Origin of the sequence: Cypionkella sp. (genome assembly GCF_030652235.1) — a bacterium.
In the GTDB taxonomy this organism is placed as follows: domain Bacteria; phylum Pseudomonadota; class Alphaproteobacteria; order Rhodobacterales; family Rhodobacteraceae; genus Cypionkella.
On sequence record NZ_JAUSBA010000024.1, the window covers coordinates 1 to 19,789 of the forward strand.

General features: G+C 60.7%; 17 protein-coding genes. 12 read left to right on the forward strand and 5 right to left on the reverse strand.

Annotated features, from left to right (window positions below; all coding sequences use genetic code 11):
• Positions 1 to 302: 302 nt before the first annotated feature.
• From Q7V03_RS06710 to Q7V03_RS06720, 3 genes are all read right to left on the reverse strand, one after another.
• Positions 303 to 935, reverse strand: coding sequence for a sugar transferase (locus tag Q7V03_RS06710; RefSeq protein ID WP_304924832.1), 633 nt, complete (start codon positions 933 to 935; stop codon positions 303 to 305).
• Between the two features lie 829 nt (positions 936 to 1,764).
• Positions 1,765 to 2,550 (reverse strand): hypothetical protein, encoded by a 786-nt coding sequence (locus Q7V03_RS06715; protein WP_304924833.1) that lies wholly within the window; start codon positions 2,548 to 2,550, stop codon positions 1,765 to 1,767.
• Positions 2,547 to 3,818, reverse strand: coding sequence for a glycosyltransferase family 4 protein (locus tag Q7V03_RS06720; protein ID WP_304924834.1), 1,272 nt, complete (start codon positions 3,816 to 3,818; stop codon positions 2,547 to 2,549). The genes Q7V03_RS06715 and Q7V03_RS06720 overlap by 4 nt, the downstream gene beginning before the upstream one ends.
• Before the next feature lie 163 nt (positions 3,819 to 3,981).
• Between Q7V03_RS06720 and Q7V03_RS06725 the strand changes: the two genes are divergently transcribed.
• From Q7V03_RS06725 to rfbA, 5 genes are all read left to right on the forward strand, one after another.
• Positions 3,982 to 5,334, forward strand: coding sequence for an oligosaccharide flippase family protein (locus Q7V03_RS06725; protein WP_304924835.1), 1,353 nt, complete (start codon positions 3,982 to 3,984; stop codon positions 5,332 to 5,334).
• Positions 5,335 to 5,409: 75 nt separating this feature from the next.
• Complete coding sequence (rfbC, locus tag Q7V03_RS06730) at positions 5,410 to 5,973, forward strand: dTDP-4-dehydrorhamnose 3,5-epimerase (RefSeq protein ID WP_304924836.1); 564 nt, start codon at positions 5,410 to 5,412, stop codon at positions 5,971 to 5,973.
• The gene (gene rfbB / locus Q7V03_RS06735) at positions 5,970 to 7,010 is read left to right on the forward strand and encodes a dTDP-glucose 4,6-dehydratase (RefSeq protein ID WP_304924837.1); all 1,041 of its coding nucleotides are present in this window, start codon (positions 5,970 to 5,972) and stop codon (positions 7,008 to 7,010) included. The genes rfbC and rfbB overlap by 4 nt, the downstream gene beginning before the upstream one ends.
• A 55-nt stretch (positions 7,011 to 7,065) precedes the next feature.
• Positions 7,066 to 7,917, forward strand: a complete 852-nt coding sequence (rfbD, locus tag Q7V03_RS06740; protein WP_304924838.1) for a dTDP-4-dehydrorhamnose reductase — start codon at positions 7,066 to 7,068, stop codon at positions 7,915 to 7,917.
• Positions 7,914 to 8,786 carry a glucose-1-phosphate thymidylyltransferase RfbA gene (gene rfbA, locus Q7V03_RS06745; protein WP_304924839.1) on the forward strand — a complete coding sequence of 291 codons (873 nt, stop codon included), beginning with the start codon at positions 7,914 to 7,916 and terminating at the stop codon, positions 8,784 to 8,786. The genes rfbD and rfbA overlap by 4 nt, the downstream gene beginning before the upstream one ends.
• 315 nt (positions 8,787 to 9,101) lie before the next feature.
• Here rfbA and Q7V03_RS06750 read toward each other — a convergent pair whose 3' ends face one another.
• On the reverse strand, positions 9,102 to 9,734 hold the full coding sequence (locus Q7V03_RS06750) for an SGNH/GDSL hydrolase family protein (RefSeq protein WP_304924840.1): 633 nt from the start codon (positions 9,732 to 9,734) through the stop codon (positions 9,102 to 9,104).
• A 114-nt stretch (positions 9,735 to 9,848) separates the two neighbouring features.
• On the opposite strand from Q7V03_RS06750, the gene Q7V03_RS06755 reads away from it, so the two are divergent.
• The 4 genes from Q7V03_RS06755 to Q7V03_RS06770 all read left to right on the forward strand — a co-directional run bounded on the left by Q7V03_RS06755 (position 9,849) and on the right by Q7V03_RS06770 (position 12,542).
• Positions 9,849 to 10,766 (forward strand): co-chaperone YbbN, encoded by a 918-nt coding sequence (locus Q7V03_RS06755; RefSeq protein WP_304924841.1) that lies wholly within the window; start codon positions 9,849 to 9,851, stop codon positions 10,764 to 10,766.
• Between the two features lie 26 nt (positions 10,767 to 10,792).
• Positions 10,793 to 11,434, forward strand: coding sequence for an LON peptidase substrate-binding domain-containing protein (locus Q7V03_RS06760; RefSeq protein ID WP_304924842.1), 642 nt, complete (start codon positions 10,793 to 10,795; stop codon positions 11,432 to 11,434).
• Positions 11,431 to 11,625, forward strand: a complete 195-nt coding sequence (locus tag Q7V03_RS06765) for a Trm112 family protein (RefSeq protein ID WP_304924843.1) — start codon at positions 11,431 to 11,433, stop codon at positions 11,623 to 11,625. The genes Q7V03_RS06760 and Q7V03_RS06765 overlap by 4 nt, the downstream gene beginning before the upstream one ends.
• Positions 11,626 to 11,798: 173 nt before the next feature.
• The gene (locus tag Q7V03_RS06770) at positions 11,799 to 12,542 is read left to right on the forward strand and encodes a hypothetical protein (RefSeq protein ID WP_304924844.1); all 744 of its coding nucleotides are present in this window, start codon (positions 11,799 to 11,801) and stop codon (positions 12,540 to 12,542) included.
• A 135-nt stretch (positions 12,543 to 12,677) separates the two neighbouring features.
• On the opposite strand, the gene Q7V03_RS06775 is transcribed toward Q7V03_RS06770, so the two are convergent.
• The gene (locus Q7V03_RS06775; protein ID WP_304924980.1) at positions 12,678 to 13,904 is read right to left on the reverse strand and encodes a UbiH/UbiF/VisC/COQ6 family ubiquinone biosynthesis hydroxylase; all 1,227 of its coding nucleotides are present in this window, start codon (positions 13,902 to 13,904) and stop codon (positions 12,678 to 12,680) included.
• A 77-nt stretch (positions 13,905 to 13,981) separates the two neighbouring features.
• Between Q7V03_RS06775 and Q7V03_RS06780 the strand changes: the two genes are divergently transcribed.
• The 3 genes from Q7V03_RS06780 (at position 13,982) to Q7V03_RS06790 (ending at position 19,706) form a co-directional block, all read left to right on the forward strand.
• A complete protein-coding gene (locus Q7V03_RS06780) occupies positions 13,982 to 15,313 on the forward strand; it encodes an amidase (RefSeq protein ID WP_304924845.1) in 1,332 nt (443 codons plus the stop codon).
• Between the two features lie 205 nt (positions 15,314 to 15,518).
• On the forward strand, positions 15,519 to 16,697 hold the full coding sequence (locus Q7V03_RS06785) for an aminotransferase class I/II-fold pyridoxal phosphate-dependent enzyme (protein ID WP_304924846.1): 1,179 nt from the start codon (positions 15,519 to 15,521) through the stop codon (positions 16,695 to 16,697).
• 12 nt (positions 16,698 to 16,709) lie between these two features.
• Positions 16,710 to 19,706 (forward strand): DNA translocase FtsK 4TM domain-containing protein, encoded by a 2,997-nt coding sequence (locus tag Q7V03_RS06790; RefSeq protein WP_304924847.1) that lies wholly within the window; start codon positions 16,710 to 16,712, stop codon positions 19,704 to 19,706.
• The last annotated feature ends 83 nt before the right edge of the window (positions 19,707 to 19,789 follow it).

Sequence of the window (19,789 nt, forward strand, 5' to 3'; positions counted from 1 at the left end):
AGGTTGCTGAGGGCATAACGCCGAAAATCGGCAACACACACGACGGCCGTTCGCGCCGAAGGGCCGGACAACAGGCTCACCAATCCAGCCGAAGGAAAACCGTTCCAGTTCCCAGACTATTTCAGCGGCCGGCTAAAGGCCGCAAATTTATCTAAAATTATCATCCGCCGAGCGCAAATATCCCACAGGGGAAGCCGCCCGCTTTGGCGGCGTGGGGTGTGAAACCCCCATCTTCTGCCAAGCACAAGACATGAAAAAGCCCGCTCCACATACGAAGCGGGCCTCATGCCAGCCGTGCAGTCTCAGTAACCAGTGCCGTGCACCACAACGCCCACGGTCGCAGCCAGCACCTTCATATCGGTCAGCAACGACAAATCGGCCTCATAAGCATCGTCAAATTCGGCCCGCGCCTCAAATGTCGTGCGGTTGCGCCCCGAGGTCTGCCAATAGCCGGTGATCCCCGGCCGCAGCGCATAATAGGCTTGTCCCGGATACAGGCTCTGCTGGCTGATCATCATCGGGCGCGGCCCCACCAGACTCATATCGCCCACCAGCACGTTCCACAGCTGCGGCAGCTCATCCAGCGACGATTTGCGCAGGAACTTCCCCATCCGGGTGATGCGCGGGTCTGCTTTCAGCTTTTGCGTGCTGTCCCACTCCATCCGCGCATCGGGGTTAGAGGCTAAGAATTCCTCCATCCGCTCATCCGCATCGCGCACCATCGAGCGCAGCTTCCACATCCGAAACCGCTTGCCGTCCTTGCCAACCCGCATCTGCGTGTAGAACGGGCTGCCACCATCGCGCGCCACCATCGCCGCCGCGATCACTACAATCGGCAGCACCGCAGGGGCCGCCAACACAATCGCCGTGATGTCAAAGGCGCGTTTGAAAAACCGCCGATACGGCCCGCGCCCCATCGGGCTGGTCAGGATCATCGGTGTCGCCCCAATGTCGCCAGACCCCCGTGCGGGGTCGACTGAGGCAGATCTGAAACTGTAAAATTCTCGATAATTGATCGTCATTGCGCGTCACCAAACGACACAATGACACCACCCTCCTGCCCCACGGTCCCGCAGGTTTCAGGAAACAAACCAAGCGCCCGGTTGCCCGGATTCGATCGGAAATTAGCAGTTCATTTGCCGCACTTAATAAGTACGCCCCCAAAGCCAAGTTAGCCGTTTCAAGGCGGGCTTGGCGACAGCTATTGAGGGGGGACGAACATATTTAAACCATTTTAAGCAAGATTTTTTGCCATATTGCCGCCATGATCTTGCCATGTTTAAAACAAGCGCAACCCTGACGTGAACCGATGAAACGCCTCTCCGCCGCAAGTGCACGGCGAATACGGCAGCGCAGCATCGGGGTGCGAATCACCCAGCCCGCGGTAAGCTTAGCTGTGCATCCGCACCGCCAAGCTATTGTTTCGACCCAATCACTAATGCCGCGCGACGCTTACAAGTGTCCGGCATCTTGTCGGCCCAAACCGAGCACTGCAAATGCCATAATCGCCAGCCCCCCCCAAAGATATGACAGCAACGCTGTGCGCCACCCGACTGCCATGCACAAGCAAGCCTGCCAAAGCAGTCGCCCCGTCCGAAATCGCCCCGAGCAGCACGCCGACAATCCTCATCCGTCGCGCCTTGATCTGACTATTCCTCACAGGCAAAGCCTGACGGGAATCCGAAACACTGCGAGCTTACGTTCAGCCAAGACCCGAAGGGGCAAGGCCGCTGGGGCGGGATGCAAATTATGATCTTGTTTGTGTTAAGCCGAGGCGGTCAGGTCGGACCAGCCGCAGAGCGAGGCGAGATATTCCGGGGGGTGGGCGATGCCCACGGACATATTGGCGCGGAATGTCTCGGATCGGTAGTCTTGCCAGCGGTTCTTATAAAGGTGCAGGCCAGATTTGCTGATTTTGATGATCGGGGTGCGTAGGGGCAGATGATCGTGCCATTTGCGGCGCATGGCGGTGTAGCTTTCGACAAAATCCTCGCGCAGGTGGTCGTGGTAGCGGTCGTTGTGCAAGGTGGGCAGCGCGCCCGCATAGGCGCGCAGGCCGCGTGCGCGGGCCGAGGTGACGATATCGGTGCCATACATGTGCCAACCGGGGAGGGTTTCGTCAAAGCGCAGACCTGCCGAGCGGCGCAGGATGATGACCATTTCGTCGTAGCTTTGCACTTCCGCGGGAGTGGTGGGGACGCGTCCGACGATCAGGCCGATGCTGGAGGACCAGACCGGGCCGATATGGCTGGCGTCTAGGCCTACGCCGAACGGGCCGTAAAGCGCCCAGTTGGGGTCGACGGCTTCCAATTCACGCAAGCGGCGGCCGAGCAGTTTTTCCCAACCACGCGGCAGGTAGACATCGTGGTGGGCGAAGATCAGAATCTCGGCATCGGTGGCGTCAATGGCACGGTTATAGGCCACGGCGGCGGAGGGGGCATCGCGTTCCAGGTGCAAAGGCACGGCGGCTTCGACGATCATGGGCGAGCGCGCGAGGTTGGCGTTCAGGATCTCATCGCTGTGGCTGGCGCAGATGAGGACGTAGGTCATGCGTGGTTCACAGTTTCGGTGTGCAGCAGGTGGCTGGCCACGGCGGCGGATTTCAGCGCTTCAGCGAAATGCTGCGCCAATTTGGCGGCTTCGGTGTTGCCGTCATGGCGAGCCATGGCGCGGGCGCGGGCGGCCAGACCCATTGCGGCCAGCACGTCGATTGGGGTGTTGGACAATTCGGCAATCGCTTCGGCCAAAGCGGCGGGGTCACCTGCTGGCACCAGCCAGCCTTCCTTGGGCGTCAGCAGTTCCGGCACGCCGTTGATGCAGGTGGAAATCACCGGGCGACCGCAGGCCATCGCCTCGATGACCACCATCGGCAGGCCCTCGGCGAGCGAGGGCAGGATCAGCGCATGGGCGGCGGCGATGGCGGCGCGGACACCGGCCTCATCCACCCAGCCTGCGATATGGATGCGGTCTTTGATGCCGTGGCGGGCGATTTCGCCGTCGATCAGTTCGCGCAACTCGCCGTCGCCGCAGATCGTCAGGGTCAGGCCGGGCAGGCGTTGGGCGGCGATGGCCATGGTTTCGATCAGCACGGGAAAGCCCTTTTGCTCGCACAGACGGCCAATGGCGACCAGATGCGGGCCACCTTCGGGCATCGGCGCAGGCGCGGGGTAGCCTGCGGTATCGACGCCGCAATGCACCTCTTTGATTTTTGGCCATTCCGGGATCTGGCTCCACCGGAACAGCTGGCTGCGGCAATAGCTGGAAATGGCGACAGTGAAGCGGGCGCGGGCGATTTTCTCGGGGAAGGAGAAGGCGCGGGGGGCGTCAAATTCTTCCGGGCCGTGGACGGTGAAGCTAAAGCCGGGGCCGCCCAAAGCTTCGGTCAGCATAGCGACGGTTGTGGAATTGGTGCCGAAATGTGCATGGATATGGGCGATGCCCAGATCATTGGCGCGACGCGCGATATGGGCGGCTTCCAGCAGGTAAATCAGATGGCGCGGCACGCCGCCGGTGCCAGGGCCGCCGGATTTGCCCTTTGCACCGCAGCGGATCGCCATGGCAAGACCAGCCAGCGCGTGTTTCGGGTGTTTGATCATCCAGCCAAGGCCGGACCGCAGCAGATTTTTGCCGCCAATTTCCAGCACATGTTCAGTCTTGTCATCCTCGATAAAATCCAATGGATCGACCAAGGCTGCGCGATCCGAACGCATGGCAAAGCGGTGAACCTGCCAGCCAAGCACCTCTAACGCGGCTATTTCGCGCCGAATAAAGGTGTGCGAAGGCTTTGGATAGGTATTGATCAGGTAGGCAATTTGCATGGCGGCACCGAATTGGATCTTGGCCTTGGTCAATAGGCTGGGCTTTTGGCAAGAGTAAGGCAAATTCAATGATTTCGTGCATAGATTGTTGCCAAATCGGGCTTCATTGACGCGTTACCCGCATCCGCCTAGGGTCGCGGCAAAGTCTTAAAGGGTTTGCTTTATGTCTGAGCTGAATGGGACTGCGCCTGCGGGACGAAGTTTGTTCGCGCGGGCGCTGCGGGGATCGGCGTTTACGGCTGGGTCTTACGCGCTGACGCAGGTGATGCGGTTGGGATCGAACCTGATTCTGACGCGGATTTTGGCACCGGATGCGTTTGGCGTGATGGCTCTGGTGTCTGTGGTGCTGGTCGGCATGGTGATGTTCTCGGATGTCGGGGTTTCGGCCTCGATTGCGCAGAACAAGCGCGGCGATGACCCGGATTTTCTGAACACCGCGTTCACCATTCACGCGTTTCGCGGCACGATGCTGTGGCTGGTGACGTGTGGCTTGGCTTGGCCACTGGCGCAGTTTTACCATGCGCCCGAGTTGAAATATCTGCTGCCCGTGGCCGGGATTTCGCTGTTCATCTCGGGGTTCAACCCGACGCGGATTGATACCGCGACGCGGCACTTGCTGCTGGGCCGCGTGACGCTGCTGGATCTGATCGCGCAGGCGATTGGCATTGTGGCGATGGTGGTATTGTCGCTGATGACTCATTCGGTCTGGGGGCTTGTGGTCGGTGCCATTGTTGGGTCGTTGGCAAAGCTGGTGCTGACCTGGGTTTATCTGCCGGGGCCAAGCAATCGGTTTCACTGGGATAAATCGGCGGGGCATGAGTTGATCCATTTCGGCAAATGGATTTTCATGTCCACCGCCTGTGGGTTTGCTTTGGCGCAGGGCGATAAGGCGATCTTTGGGCATTATCTAAGCCTTGAGGAGTTGGGTGTTTATAACATCGGCTATTTCCTTGCGTCCTTCCCACTGCTGCTGGCACGCGCGGTGAACAGCCGGATCATGATTCCGTTGTACCGCGATCATCATCCGGCGGATTCGGCTGCAAATTTCGCCAAGATGCGCAAGCTGCGTTGGACGATTTCGGGCGGAACATTGCTGCTGCTGGGATTTCTGGCGGTGATTGGCGTGCCTCTGGTCGGCTTTATGTATGACGCGCGCTATGCGGCGGCCGGGTTCATCGTGGTGATGGTGGCGCTGATCCAGATGCCCGAGACGGTTGGCATCACGTATGATCAGTCGGCTTTGGCTGCGGGCGATGGGCGGAATTATTTCTGGCTGCAAGCGTTGAAGGCCTTGGTGCAGACGGTGGCTTTCTTGATCGGCATCACGCAGGGCGGGCTGGAAGGCGCGTTGTTGGCGCAGGCGGTGGCGCTGTTGGCGCTGCATCCGGCGGTGATTTTGCTGGCGCGCAAGCATCGGGCTTGGGATCCTGTGAATGACATGGTGCTGTTCGGTTTAGCGGCGGCGCTTGTGGGTTTGGCGTTTTGGGTCAATGCCGATATGCTGGGGATGCTGTAGGACCGAAATCTGGTCTGTGACAAGCTGCGCGCTTGCGGTAAAGCGGGACGGTGGATGTGCGAATGGGTTTGAGACATGCAGATTGAACAGACGACGCTGTCGGGTGTTGTGATTGTCACACCGAAGCGGTTTGGCGATGATCGTGGCTGGTTTTCCGAGACTTGGAATGCGGCGGCGATGGCTGCGGCCGGGCTGGGTGTGGGCTTTGTGCAGGACAACCACTCAATGTCAGCGCAGGCGGGCACGCTGCGGGGGCTGCATTATCAGGCGCCGCCACGCGCGCAGGACAAGCTGGTGCGCTGCACGGCCGGGGTGATTTTTGATGTGACGGTGGATTTCCGGCGTGGCTCGCCCACGTTTGCGTCCTGGGTTGGGGTCGAGTTGTCGGCGGCGAATGGGCGGCAGTTGTTTGTGCCGAAAGGGTTTTTGCATGGCTTCGTGACGAAGGTGCCGAACACCGAGGTTCAGTATAAATGCACCGATTTCTATGCGCCAGACTGTGACGGCAGCGTGCGCTGGGATGACCCCGAGATTGGCATTGATTGGGGGCTTACAGGGGCTCCGGTTCTGTCGGGTAAGGACGCAGTGGCGCCGTTGCTGCGCGACATCGTATCGCCGTTTGAGTGGGTGGCCGCATGAAAATTTTGGTAACGGGTGGGGCTGGCTTTATTGGCTCGGCTGTGGTGCGATTAGCGGTGTCGCGCGGGCATGAGGTGGTCAATCTGGATGCGCTGACCTATGCGGCCTGTCTGGAGAATGTGGCGAGCGTGGCGGGCTCGAACCTGTACAGTTTTGAGCAGGCGGATATTCGCGACCGGGCTAGGTTGGATGAGATATTCAGCATCCACCGCCCGGATGTGGTGATGCATCTGGCGGCGGAATCGCATGTCGATCGCTCGATTGACGGACCAGGGGATTTCATTCTGACCAATATCAACGGCACCTATAACATGCTGGAGGCGGCGCGCAGCTATTGGCAGGGTGCGGGGCGTCCAGCGGGATTCCGGTTTCACCATATCAGCACGGATGAGGTGTTTGGCTCACTGGGCGCGGAGGGGCAGTTTACCGAAGACACCTCTTATGACCCGCGCAGCCCCTATTCGGCCAGCAAAGCGGCCAGCGATCATCTGGTGCGGGCTTGGCATGAAACTTACGGTTTGCCGGTGGTGCTGACGAATTGCTCGAACAACTACGGGCCGTTCCATTTCCCAGAAAAGCTGGTGCCAGTGGTGATTTTGAACGCTTTGGCGGGCAAGCCTATTCCGGTTTATGGCGGGGGTGAAAACGTGCGTGACTGGCTTTATGTCGAGGATCACGCTGACGCGCTGCTGATGGTGGTGGAAAAAGGCGCGCTCGGGCGCAGCTATAATATTGGCGGCGAGAACGAGCGGCGCAACATTGATCTGGTGAAGACCATCTGCGGGATTTTAGACGCCAAGCGCCCCAAAGCTGCGCCCTATGCCGCTCAGATCACTTATGTCACTGACCGCCCCGGCCATGATGCCCGTTATGCGATTGATCCGTCGCGGATACGCGAGGAATTGGGCTGGAGACCAAGCGTGACGGTCGAGGAAGGTTTGGAGAAAACCGTGCAGTGGTATCTGGATAATGAGGCATGGTGGAAGCCGTTGCAGGCGCGCGCGGGTGTCGGCGTGCGGCTGGGGATGAAAGCGTGATCGGAATTCGCGCGAATTCCGGAGCGATTTTCGTGCGAAAATCGTGGGGGTCGTTGTGAGAATTTTGGTTTTTGGCCAAACCGGGCAGGTGGCGCGGGAATTGGCGCGGCGGATGCCTTTGGGCATCTCGGCGAAGTTTATCGGGCGCGGGCAAGCGGATTTGGCGGACCCTACAGCTTGTGCGGCAGCGGTGATGGCTTACGAAGGCGATGTCGTGATCAACGCGGCGGCCTGGACGGCCGTGGACAAAGCTGAGACCGAGGAAGCGGCGGCTTTGGTGGTGAATGGCGATGCTCCGGGCGCTATGGCGCAGGCCTGTGCGGCACGGGGGCTGCCGTTTTTGCACATCTCCACCGATTATGTGTTTGATGGCGCGGGGGATCAGCCGTTTGGGGTGGATCATCCGGTGGCACCTTTGGGGGCCTATGGGCGCACGAAGCTGGCGGGGGAACAGGCAGTGCAGGCGGCGGGCGGCGGGCATCTGATCCTGCGGACCTCTTGGGTTGTGTCGGCGCATGGCAGCAATTTCGTCAAGACTATGCTGCGGTTGGGGGCAGAGCGGGACAGTCTGAACGTGGTGGCGGATCAGATTGGTGGGCCAACGCCAGCGGCGGATATTGCCGACGCACTTTACGAAATGGCGGCGGGGTTGCTTGCGGGCAAGCCGGGCGGCGTGCAGCATTTTGCGGGCGGGCCGGATTGCTCTTGGGCGGATTTTGCGCGCGAGATCATGGCGCGGGCGGGGTTGGCTTGTGTGGTGCATGACATCCCTTCAAGCGCCTATCCGACGCCAGCGAAACGCCCGCTAAACTCGCGGCTCGATTGCAGCGGATTGGCGCTATTTGGGATTGCGCGGCCAGAGTGGCGGGTTGGTTTGGACAAGATATTGCAGGAGTTGGCGGTATGATGCGCAAGGGGATTATTCTGGCAGGCGGCTCTGGCACGCGGTTGTGGCCGATCACCATGGGGGTGTCCAAGCAACTGCTGCCGATCTACGACAAACCGATGATCTATTATCCCTTGTCGGTGCTGATGCTGGGCGGGGTGCGCGAGATTGCAATTATCACCACGCCGGACGATCAGGCTCAGTTCATCCGCTTGCTGGGCGATGGCAGCCAATGGGGGCTTTCTTTAACTTATATCGTGCAACCCAGCCCGGATGGCTTGGCGCAAGCCTATCTGTTGGCCAAGGATTTTCTGGACGGTGCGCCGAGTGTGCTGGTGTTGGGCGATAATATTTTCTTTGGCCACGGCTTACCCGAGATTTTGGCCTCGGCTGCGGCGAAAACGGTGGGCGGCACGGTGTTTGGTTACCGCGTGTCTGATCCGGAGCGGTATGGCGTGGTGCAGTTTGATGCGCAGGGAAACGTGCAGGCGATCATCGAAAAGCCCGAGGTGCCGCCGTCAAATTATGCGGTGACCGGGTTGTATTATCTGGATGGTCGCGCGCCGGAATTGGCGGCGCGGGTAAAGCCTTCGTCGCGCGGTGAATTGGAGATCGCCGATCTGTTGGAAATCTACCGTGCCGAGGGCAGCTTGACGGTGGAAAAAATGGGTCGGGGCTTTGCATGGTTGGATACCGGCACGCATGGCAGCTTGCTGGACGCCGGGAATTTTGTGCGCACGCTTGAGGCCCGGCAGGGTTTGCAAGTCGGTTGCCCGGATGAGATCGCCTATCGCGCAGGCTGGATTGATAAAGCCGCGCTGCTGGCGCGGGCGGATATTTTCAAAAAGAACGATTATGGCCGTTATTTACTGGGGATTGTTTCAGAATAAATAGATAATGACTCACGTCAGGGTTGAAATTTGTAGCGTCCGAGCGAATTTTTTGCATTTTGCGCTGTGTATTTCAATTTGGACATTGATGGCGCAATCTTTTCCTTGGAATCGAAGGGGGCACCGTGGTCCAAATTGTTCACAGCCGCGGATCGCGCCCGGTCTGGCCAGGATCAGATGACTTCCCAACGCAATGCGGCTCAACAGCGGCCCACTAAACATCGTTCAAAACGCGTCGCGTCAAGGCTGCTCTCGTCTGTTTACAACCATGAATAAGACGTCAGCTGATTTGAAAATCCCGAACTTCAACAGCGCCTAAATCATCCCGCGCAACTTAGCTGCCACCGCGACCGCCAGCTTGGCATGTTCGCCCTGATCAAAATGCACCCCATCCAACGGGCTGACCTTAATCACCTGACCCGCATCCAGAAACTCAATGCCACGCGCCTTGGCCAAAGCCGCATACATCGGCGCCAAAGCCTGCGCGCGCGCAGCCCCACCCCAAAATTCATCCTTGATCGGCCCGACCTCAATCACCGGGGTCGGGCACACCAACAACACCTTAAAACCGCCGTGCCGCTCCTGCATCACCCGGTGCTGCGCTATGTCGAGCAGGCTTGCGATCCCGCCGACCACCGCCTCGGGCGTTGAGGTAAACCGCGCTTTTACATCATTGGTGCCCAGCATCAGCACCAAAACATCCAGCGGCCCGTGGCTTTCCAGCGCGATCTTCAACCCGGTTTGACCGTTCATCTGCGCCCCCATGATCGGATCATCGAACTGCGCAGTGCGCCCCGGCAGACCTTCCTCGATCAGCTCGCAGCCCAAAGCAACCCGCACAAGCGAGGGCCAGCGCACCCCCGCCCCATACCGCTCATACTTCGCCAGATCGGTAATCGGCGGCGTCCCATGCGTGTTACTATCGCCAAAGCACATCACAACTGGCATCTCATCCCCCTATTTCGCACCAAGTTACGAAGCCCACGCCCAAGCGTAAACCCCCTTCCCCTTTCGCCCCCCACCCCCCATATATAGCCCGACCCAAAACATTTGAGGCTTTCCATGTTCGGCACCACCATCGCCCCGGCACCCACAGCCCCGACCGAGACCCTGATCACCGACGGCTCGGAAGTTACCTTCCTGCAAGACGTGATCGAACCGTCGCAAACCGTGCCGGTGATCGTCGATTTCTGGGCCCCTTGGTGCGGCCCGTGCAAAACCCTCGGCCCTGCGTTGGAAGCCGCCGTCACTGCCGCCAAAGGCCGCGTGCGGATGGTGAAAATCAACGTCGATGAAAACCAAGCCCTCGCCGCGCAGTTGCGCATCCAATCCATCCCCGCCGTCTTCGCCTTCTTCCAAGGCCAGCCGGTGGACGCCTTCCAAGGCAATGTCGCCCCGTCCGAACTCAAACGCTTCGTCGACAAACTTGCCGCCATGGGGCCCGAGCCAGACAATGGCCTCGCCGATGCGATCGCCGCCGCTGAGACCATGCTGGATGACGGGGACTACGCCGATGCGGTAGAAACCTTCACCGCCATCCTGGAAGAAGACCCCGAGAATACCGCAGCTTACGCTGGCCTGATCCGCGCCCACCTCGCTCTTGGCGATCTTGACCTTGCAGAAACCCTGATCACCACCGCCCCCGGCACGCTTGCAAAAGCCAAAGAGGTCGACTCCACCCGCGCCCTGCTCGACCTTGCCCGCCAAGCCGCCTCCGCTGGCCCCGAGGCTGATCTGCAAGCAGCCCACGCCGCCGATCCGAAAAACCCGCAGATCCTGTTCGACCTTGCCACCGCCCAATACGCCAATGGCAAGGTGGAAGAGGCGATCAACACCCTGCTTGATCTGTTCAAACTCGACCGCGAGTGGAACAACAACGCCGCCCGCACCCAGTTGTTCACCCTCTTTGAGGCCCTGAAGCCGCAAGACCCCATCGTATTGGCAGGCCGCCGCCGCCTGTCGTCGATGATCTTTGCCTAATCGAAATGGCACACTAGCTAGAGGGCATGATGAAGCAAACCGACCTGCCCGACACCCTGCCACTGTTCCCGCTGCCAGGCGCGCTGCTGCTGCCGCGCGCCCGCCTGCCACTGCATATCTTCGAGCCGCGCTATCTGGCGTTGCTGGAAGACTGCATGAAAACCCCGCACCGCTTGATCGGCATGATCCAGCCGCGCGAAGGCCCGAACGGTGAAAAGCGCCTCTCCGCCATCGGCTGCGCCGGCCGTCTGACCGGTTTTTCCGAAACCGAAGATCACCGCTATATGATCACCCTGACCGGCGTGTCGCGCTTCCGGCTGCGGGCTGAGGTCGAAGGCTTCACCCCCTACAAACGCGCCCATATTGATTGGCAAGCCTTCGCCCGCGATCTGGGCCGCGAGGAATCCGACAAGGATTTCGCCCGCGAACCCTTCCTCGCTCTCTTGGCCCGCTACTTCGCCACCCGCGATCTCGGCACCGATTGGAGCGGTATCAAAGCCGCCGACACCGAACTTCTGATCAACTCGCTGTCGATGCTGCTGCCGTTCGGCCCCGAAGACAAACAAGCCCTGCTGGAAGCCCCTTCGCTGGTCACCCGCCGCGAAACCCTCGTCACCCTTCTGGAAATCGCGCTGCACTCCGATGGCCGCGATGAGACTTTGCAATGACCGACACGTCCGCAAACACCCCCCTGCACGACCGCCGCATGCTAGAAGCTCTCGTCTGCCCCGTCACCCAAGCCGTGCTGACCTATGACGCGGACAAGATGGAACTGATCTCGAAAGCCGCGCATCTGGCCTTCCCGATCCGAGACGGCATTCCGATCATGCTGGTAAGCGAGGCGCGAGCGGTGGAGTGATCAAGATTTTCAAAGGCTGTTGTTGTACAGTTCTAAGCGCATGGTCTCACGATGTTAATCGTCCGTACGCAGAACTGTGTGACGACGCCTATTCTCCGCAAAATCTCAAATATCCTCCCCCCTTTACGCCTCCCCCCCAACCCGGGTATCACGCCTCAACCCCGAGGTAGCCGATGCCCTTCTTGATCCTGACCCAAGCCCGCAGCGGCTCTTATCATCTGGCCGCTCTGCTGAACTCGGCGCCGGATATCACCTGCTTTGGCGAGATTTTCAAAGAAAACGCGCTGGAACTGCCCAAACCCCAGCTTGCCAAACTCGGCCTGACCAACCGCGATATGGCCGCCCGTGATGCCGACCCCATCGGCCTGCTGAACCGTCTGCGCAAGGATACCGAAGCCTGCGGCACGATCTTTGGCTTCAAGGATTTCCTGCCCAACCTCAACCGCGTGAAAGTGTTCGGCAAACTTGGCCATTCAGAAAACTGGCAAAAAATCATCCTGCTGCGCAACCCGATCGAGCGGTACATCTCGCGCCGCCGCGCCGCCGAAACCGGGGTTTTCGTGGTCAAACAGGGCGAGGCCGTCACCGCCGATCTGCTGCACGCAAAAATCAGCTTTGATGCCGAAAGTTTCAACCAATTCCTGAAAAACCACATGCGCTTTGTCGAGGTGGCGCAAAACCTGCACCAAAAACACGGCGATGCGGTGGTGTTTACCGCGCAATACGAACGGTTGTCCGACCCGCGGCATCTGCAAGACATCCTGAAGTTTGTCGGCTCACAAGCCAGCGCCAATCACCTGACCAGCGACCACGTCAAGCAATACGCAAAACCGCTATCCGAAGGCGTCGAGAATTGGGGGGCGCTGCTGGCCTATCTGAACGAAAACGGCTTGACGTCGTTGCTTCCCACCACATGAACCGCGCGCCATTGACGACTTGCAGGTGTTCAAACGCACCTGCTTCATTTAGCGGTCATACACTATATATAGCAGAAAAACTCGGCCAAACCCATATCTCTTCCCAGCTGGGAATCATTGAAAGGCTCACTCCGCCTAAACCTCCAACCCACTCAACAACCGTGGCACCTCGCCCGACAACCCCGCCGCCTGCCGCATAAACCCGCGCCGCAGCCCCGGCACCGCGTTCACCAGACCCATCCCCAGATCACGCCCCAACCGCAGCACCGGATTGTCGTTCGAGAATAACCTGTTCACCCCGTCCATCCCCAACGCCAGCGCGGTAGAGTCAAACCGCCGCCAACGCTGATACCGCTCCAGCACGTCGGCTGCCCCAATATCCTCACCCCTGCGCTGCGCCTCAATCAGCACCTGCGCCAAAGCCCCGACATCGCGCAGCCCCAAGTTCAGCCCTTGCCCGGCAATCGGATGCACCCCATGCGCCGCGTCGCCCACCAAGGCCACGCGCGGGGCGACGAAACTGTTCGCCAAAGTCAGGCTCAGCGGATAGGTAAAGCGCTCTCCCGCCAGCGCAATTTCCCCCAGAAAATCGCCAAACCTTGGCCGCAATGCCTCCAGATAGTCAGCATCCCCCAACGCCTGTATCGCCGCCGCTTGCGCCTCTGTCTCACTCCACACAATTGAACTTAAATGCCCCCCCGCCAGTGGCAAAATCGCCAGCGGGCCAGAGGGCATGAAAAACTGCTGCGCAATCCCCTGATGATCCTTCTCGTGGCGAATGGCCGTCACCAGCGCCGTCTGGCCATAGCGCCAACCCGTTCGTCCGATCCCCGCCCGTGCAGCCACACCAGACCCACGCCCATCACAGCCGATCAGAACCGAACCGCGAACGACACGGCCAGAGGCCAAAATAACCTCAGCCCCCTGCGCCGTAACCTCCTGAGAAACAACTGTCTCCCCGGAAATCAACTCAATCCCCACCTCCGCCATCGCCGCCAAAAACGCGGCATACAGCAGCCGGTCCTCGGCCATAAACCCCATCGGGCCTTCTTCCATCTCGGCATGATCAAAGGTCAGAAAGAACGGCGCGGGCCCCTGCCCCGCCACCCCGTCGCTGGCCTTGATCTGCAAGATCGGCTGCACCCGTCCCTCAAGCCGGGGCCAAACCCCGATCACCTCCAGCAACCGCTTGGACGCCACAGCCAACGCATAAGCCCGCCCGTCAAACCCCACATCCGCCCGCGCCGTTGCCACCCGCGCATCCACCACCACCACCCGAAAACCGCTCTTAGCCAAAGCCAAAGCCAAGGCCGGGCCATTCAAGCCCCCGCCCACGATCACAATGTCAGCATATTTTTCCATACCGTCAAATATGGCCCAACCTACAGGATTGTCCATGCGCCGCCTTGCCGCTACGCTTGTCCAAAATGGGGAATAACATGAGCAAAACCTGGTCCAACATGACCGCCGCCGAGCTTGGCCGTGACATCGGCAAAGGTCGCATTAACCCCGTTGAACTGACCGAGTTTTTCCTCGAAAAAATCGCCATCCATGAACATTCCACCCGGATCTACGCCCGTCCCACCCCGTCCCGTGCGCGCGGCGAAGCGATGGGCGCAGCCGCCCGCGCCAAATCTGGCCTGCGCCGGGGCCTGCTGGATGGCGTGCCCATCAGTTGGAAAGACCTGTTCGACACCGCAGGCATCGCCACCGAATCCGGATCGGCCCTGCTGAAAAACCGCATACCCCTGAACGACGCCACTGTTCTGGAAACTGCCACCCGCCAAGGCCTTGTTTGCCTTGGTAAAACCCATATGTCCGAACTCGCCTTCTCTGGCCTCGGCCTCAACCCCGTCACCGCCACCCCGCCCTGCATCAATGACGAGCAAGCCGTCGCGGGCGGTTCGACCTCGGGCGGTGCCGCTTCGGTCGCCTACGGCCTCGCCCCCGCCGCGATTGGTTCGGACACCGGCGGTTCCGTCCGCATCCCCGCCGCGTGGAACGATCTTGTCGGCCTGAAAACCAGCCACGGCCGCCTGCCTTTGACCGGATCCGTGCCCTTGTGCGAGCAATTCGACACCGTTGGTCCACTGGCCCGCAGCGTCGAAGACTGTACCCTGCTCCTTGCCGCCCTCGAATCCGGCAAACCCGCCGACCTTGCAGGCGCGAGCCTCAGCAACGCCCGCTTCCTCGTCCTCAACACTGTAGCGCTCGAAGATCTGCGCCCCCGCCCCGCCCAAGGATTTGAAGACGCCCTCAGCCGTCTTTCGCGTGCAGGTGCGCAAATCTCTCACGCAGACATCCCCGAAACCGCCGAAGCCATGGCCCTTGCAGGCATCCTGTTCACCGCCGAAGCCTATGGCATCTGGGGTAAAACCATCGAAGCGGCCCCCGAAAAGATGTTTCCCCGCATCCTCGAACGCTTCCGCACAGGCGCTGCGTTCAAAGCCACCGATTACGTCGCCGCATGGCGCCGCCTGCACGACATCCGCCAGATTTGGGCCAAGAAAACCGCTGGATACGATGCAATCCTGCTGCCCACCTCGCCCATTCTGCCGCCCAACGCCCACCGCCTGATGATTGACGACGCCTACTATGTCGCAGAAAATCTGCTGGCCCTGCGCAACACCCGCATCGGCAATCTGATGGGCCTCTGCGCTTTGACCCTGCCCACCGCACAGCCCTCTTGCGGCATCTCTTTCATGGCGGGTCCCGGCCAAGAAGAACGCCTGCTGCGCATAGGGGCTGCCGCCGAACGCGCGCTGGCTTGACCCGCCGCTCTGCCCTCGCTGGCGCAACGGGTATCGCTTGGCGCAAGCGAAAAGGCCTGCAAGGGCCGCCATGTGTCACCTCCGGCGAAAAAGCCACAACCGCAGTAACCAAGCCCATATCCCATATGGGTTTTTCTGGACGCGCCCGCATGATCTGGTTATCCTGATCCAGAACGGGGCGATATGACCCTGAGATGAGGCAGTCATGGCGTTTCCCAAGCGGTTTTCGAACCTGCCGGATTATGCGTTTCCGCGTTTGCGGAAGCTTCTGGACGCGCATGCGCCCGGTGGCGAGACCATTTCGATGACCATCGGAGAGCCCCGGCACCCGATTCCCGATTTTGTCGCGCCGATTCTGGCGGCCAGTATCCAAGACTTCGCAGTATATCCGCCGAATGACGGCACGCCCGAACTGCTGGGCGCGATTTGCGGTTGGATCAAACGCCGCTACGACGCGCAGATCGCGCAAGATCAACTGATGGTGCTGAACGGCACCCGCGAAGGCCTCTACAACGCCTGCATCGCGCTTTGCCCTGAAACCAAGAACGGCAAACAGCCCATCGTGCTGATGCCGAACCCTTTCTACCAAGTTTACGCTGTCGCCGCTGTCACCGTCGGGGCCGAACCGCTCTATGTCCCCGCCACCGCCGCCACCGGGTTCCTACCCGATTATGCTGGCCTGCCGTCCGAAATCCTAGATCGTGTGACGGTGGCCTACATCTGCTCGCCCGCCAATCCGCAGGGCGCAGTTGCCAGTGCAGATTATTGGAAATCCCTGCTGGCCTTGGCCGAAAAACACGATTTCACCATCTTCGCCGACGAATGCTACTCTGAGATCTGGCGCAATACCGCCCCGACAGGCATCCTCGAAATAGCGCAAGCCACCAACGCCGACCCCGAGCGCGTCTTCACCTTCCACTCGCTCTCCAAACGTTCCAACCTGCCCGGCCTGCGTTCTGGCTTCGTCGCGGGCGGGGCCAAAGGCATCGCGCAAATCCGCAAGCTGCGCTCTTTCGCGGGCGCGCCCCTGCCGCTGCCGATCCAAAAGGTTTCGGAAGCCGCTTGGAACGATGACGCCCATGTCGCGGCCTCGCTCGCGCTTTATCACGCGAAATTCGACGCGGCGGATGCAATTTTCGCAGGCCTACAGGGCTTCAAAACCCCCGAAGGCGGATTCTTCCTCTGGCTGCCCGTCGAAGATGGCGAGCAGGCCGCGCTCAAAGCATGGCGCGAAACCGGCGTCCGGGTTCTCCCCGGCGCCTATCTGTCGCGCGATGCGAACGGGGAAAACCCCGGAACAGGCTATATTCGGGTCGCACTTGTGGCCCCCAAAGAAGAAATGCAGCGCGGGTTGATCCAACTCCGCGACTGCCTCTACGGTTGAGGACAGGGTAACATGGCATCTTATCAAGCGCGGCAACGCGATCCGCTTCTCGACCAAGGCACCACAGCGATGCTGGAACGCCGGGGGCGTGAGCTGTTGGGGCTGGCCCTGATCGCGCTCGCCTTCGCATTCATGCTGATGTTGAACAGCTATTCCCCCGAAGACCCCGGCTGGATGGTCGCCACAGACGAGCCCGCCGCCAACACCCTGGGCCGCTTCGGCGCTGCCCTTGCCTCGACCCTGATCATCATTGGCGGCAAAGGCACCTGGGCGATCCCGCTGATCCTCGCCGCCTGGGGCCTGCGTTTCGTCCTCCACCGCGGGGCCGAGCGCGCCGTCTCCCGCATGGTCTTCGCCGTAATCGCCATCGCCATGGCCTCGGTCTATGCAGCCACCCTTTTGCCCTCTGCCATGTGGGTGCAAAGCTTCGGCATGGGCGGCTTGTTCGGCGACACCGTGGTCGGCGCGCTGATGAACATCATCCCCGGCGGATCGGCCATTGGGCTGAAACTGATCTCGCTGGCCTCCGGTGTCGCAATGGTCGCCCTGATGCTGTTCGTCACCGGCTTCAACTTCCCCGAAATTCGCGCAGGCTTCCGCTTTCTGATCACCAGCCTGATCTACAGCTATTCCATCCTGCTTGGGGCTGCTGGCAAAGGTGCGCAAGGCACCACCCGCGCGGCGGCCGCCATCCACGCCCGCCGCCGCCGCAACGCCGCCGCGACCGCCCGTCCAGACGAAACCCTGCGCGCGCCAACCGACTGGCGCGAAGACCGCCCGCAATCCACCATCCGCCGCGCCGAATCAAGCGTAGAGCCCGCAGCCTTCGGTCGCCCCTCCACCCTACGCGCCGACGCCCGCTACGCCGAACCGCTGGCCGAGGCCCCCCAATACGCCCCGCCGCGCGAAAAACTCGGGCTGCTGGCCCGGATGCCCGCCCTGATGCGCCGCGCCGTCGATCCTGAACCCGAACTGATCGAACCCACCCTCTCGCAAGCCGCCGACCACGCCGATATGCCCTCTGATGACCGCATCAAGTCGCGCATCTCAGACGCCATCCGCTCGCGCACCCGCCCGCCTGAAGCCCAACTCTCCCCGCTCGCCGCCGCCATCCAGCGCCGCGAGCCCCCTTTGCAACGCCCGCGCAGCCCCGCGCCGCTGATCGCCGACACCCGCCCTATCACGCGCATCGAGCCGCCCGTCACTGCCCCAAAAGCCCCCCTTCACAACGCCTTTGTCGAATCCGAAGACGATCAAGCCTTTGATCTGCCTGACGATCACGGCTTCACGCTAAGCGATGATGCCCATGACTACGCCGCAGATGAAGACGACAACGCCGTGGATGACGCAGCACCCTACATCCCCGTCCTCACCGCCCCCCGCCCTGCCCCCACGCCCGAGCGTCGCCCGGTCGTTCAGCACGCCGTCAAAAAACCCATCGCGCCTTCGGCCCGTGCGGCATCCGAAGCGCAGCCCCGCTTGCGCTTTGACGACCCCGCCCCCGCCTACGAACTGCCCCCCATCTCACTCCTCACCCCGCCGTCCTCCGTGCAACGCCACGCCCTGTCCGATGAAGCCCTCGAAGAAAACGCCCGCATGTTGGAATCGGTCCTCGACGATTACGGCGTCAAAGGCGAAATCGTCTCGGTCCGCCCCGGCCCGGTCGTCACGATGTATGAACTCGAACCCGCCCCCGGCCTGAAAGCCAGCCGGGTGATCGGCCTTGCCGACGACATCGCGCGCTCGATGTCCGCCCTCAGCGCCCGCGTCTCGACCGTCCCTGGTCGCACCGTGATCGGCATTGAGTTGCCCAACGCCACCCGCGAAAAGGTGGTCTTGCGCGAAATCATCGCCGCCCGCGACTTTGGCGACAGCAACATGCGCCTGCCCCTTGCCTTGGGCAAAGACATCGGCGGCGAGCCCATCATCGCCAACCTCGCAAAAATGCCCCACCTGCTGATCGCAGGCACCACCGGCTCGGGCAAATCGGTGGCCATCAACACCATGATCCTGTCGCTGCTGTATAAGCTGTCCCCCGAGGAATGCCGCCTGATCATGATCGACCCGAAAATGCTGGAACTCAGCGTTTACGACGGCATCCCACACCTGCTGTCTCCTGTCGTCACCGACCCCAAAAAAGCCGTCGTGGCCCTGAAATGGGTCGTGTCGGAAATGGAAGAACGCTACCGCAAAATGTCGAAAATGGGCGTGCGCAACATCGAAGGCTATAATGGCCGCGTCCGCGAAGCGTTGTCCAAAAATGAGATGTTCAAGCGCACAATTCAAACGGGCTTCGATGAAGACACCGGCGAGCCGATGTTTGAAACCGATGAATTCCAGCCCGTCACCATCCCCTATATCGTGGTGGTGGTCGATGAGATGGCCGATCTGATGATGGTCGCAGGCAAAGAAATCGAAGCCTGCATTCAACGCCTCGCCCAGATGGCCCGCGCGTCCGGCATCCACCTGATCATGGCCACCCAGCGGCCTTCGGTCGATGTGATCACCGGCACAATCAAAGCCAACTTCCCGACCCGGATCTCTTTCCAAGTCACCAGCAAAATTGACAGCCGCACCATCCTCGGTGAACAGGGTGCCGAACAACTGCTTGGCATGGGCGACATGCTGTACATGGCAGGCGGCGGTCGCGTCAGTCGTATCCACGGCCCGTTTGTGTCTGATGAAGAAGTCGAAGAAATCGTCAACCACCTGAAATCCTACGGCCCCCCCGTCTATATGTCAGGCGTGATGGAAGGCCCCGAGGATGAGAACGCCGCCGAAATCGACGGCCTGCTGGGCCTCGGCTCTGACGGCTTAGACGACAGCCTCTACGACCAAGCCGTCGCCATCGTCGCCAAAGACCGCAAATGCTCCACCAGCTATATCCAACGCAAACTCGGCATCGGCTATAACAAAGCCGCGAAACTGGTGGAACAGATGGAAGAACACTCAGTCATCACGGCGGCAAACCACGTCGGTAAACGCGAGATTTTGCTGCCAGAGCATTAAGCGCGCGACCGCAAAACACCCCAAACATACAAAAACGCGCGAAGGCAACTTCGCGCGTTTTGCCATTTCACATTGGCCAAAAT

Coding starts and splice junctions, on each gene's coding strand:
- Q7V03_RS06710 (WP_304924832.1), bottom strand. CDS start 935: ATGATCCTGACCAGCCCGATGGGGCGCGGGCCGTATCGGCGGTTTTTC.
- Q7V03_RS06715 (WP_304924833.1), bottom strand. CDS start 2,550: ATGACCTACGTCCTCATCTGCGCCAGCCACAGCGATGAGATCCTGAAC.
- Q7V03_RS06720 (WP_304924834.1), bottom strand. CDS start 3,818: ATGCAAATTGCCTACCTGATCAATACCTATCCAAAGCCTTCGCACACC.
- Q7V03_RS06725 (WP_304924835.1), top strand. CDS start 3,982: ATGTCTGAGCTGAATGGGACTGCGCCTGCGGGACGAAGTTTGTTCGCG.
- rfbC (WP_304924836.1), top strand. CDS start 5,410: ATGCAGATTGAACAGACGACGCTGTCGGGTGTTGTGATTGTCACACCG.
- rfbB (WP_304924837.1), top strand. CDS start 5,970: ATGAAAATTTTGGTAACGGGTGGGGCTGGCTTTATTGGCTCGGCTGTG.
- rfbA (WP_304924839.1), top strand. CDS start 7,914: ATGATGCGCAAGGGGATTATTCTGGCAGGCGGCTCTGGCACGCGGTTG.
- Q7V03_RS06750 (WP_304924840.1), bottom strand. CDS start 9,734: ATGCCAGTTGTGATGTGCTTTGGCGATAGTAACACGCATGGGACGCCG.
- Q7V03_RS06755 (WP_304924841.1), top strand. CDS start 9,849: ATGTTCGGCACCACCATCGCCCCGGCACCCACAGCCCCGACCGAGACC.
- Q7V03_RS06760 (WP_304924842.1), top strand. CDS start 10,793: ATGATGAAGCAAACCGACCTGCCCGACACCCTGCCACTGTTCCCGCTG.
- Q7V03_RS06765 (WP_304924843.1), top strand. CDS start 11,431: ATGACCGACACGTCCGCAAACACCCCCCTGCACGACCGCCGCATGCTA.
- Q7V03_RS06770 (WP_304924844.1), top strand. CDS start 11,799: ATGCCCTTCTTGATCCTGACCCAAGCCCGCAGCGGCTCTTATCATCTG.
- Q7V03_RS06775 (WP_304924980.1), bottom strand. CDS start 13,904: ATGGAAAAATATGCTGACATTGTGATCGTGGGCGGGGGCTTGAATGGC.
- Q7V03_RS06780 (WP_304924845.1), top strand. CDS start 13,982: ATGAGCAAAACCTGGTCCAACATGACCGCCGCCGAGCTTGGCCGTGAC.
- Q7V03_RS06785 (WP_304924846.1), top strand. CDS start 15,519: ATGGCGTTTCCCAAGCGGTTTTCGAACCTGCCGGATTATGCGTTTCCG.
- Q7V03_RS06790 (WP_304924847.1), top strand. CDS start 16,710: ATGGCATCTTATCAAGCGCGGCAACGCGATCCGCTTCTCGACCAAGGC.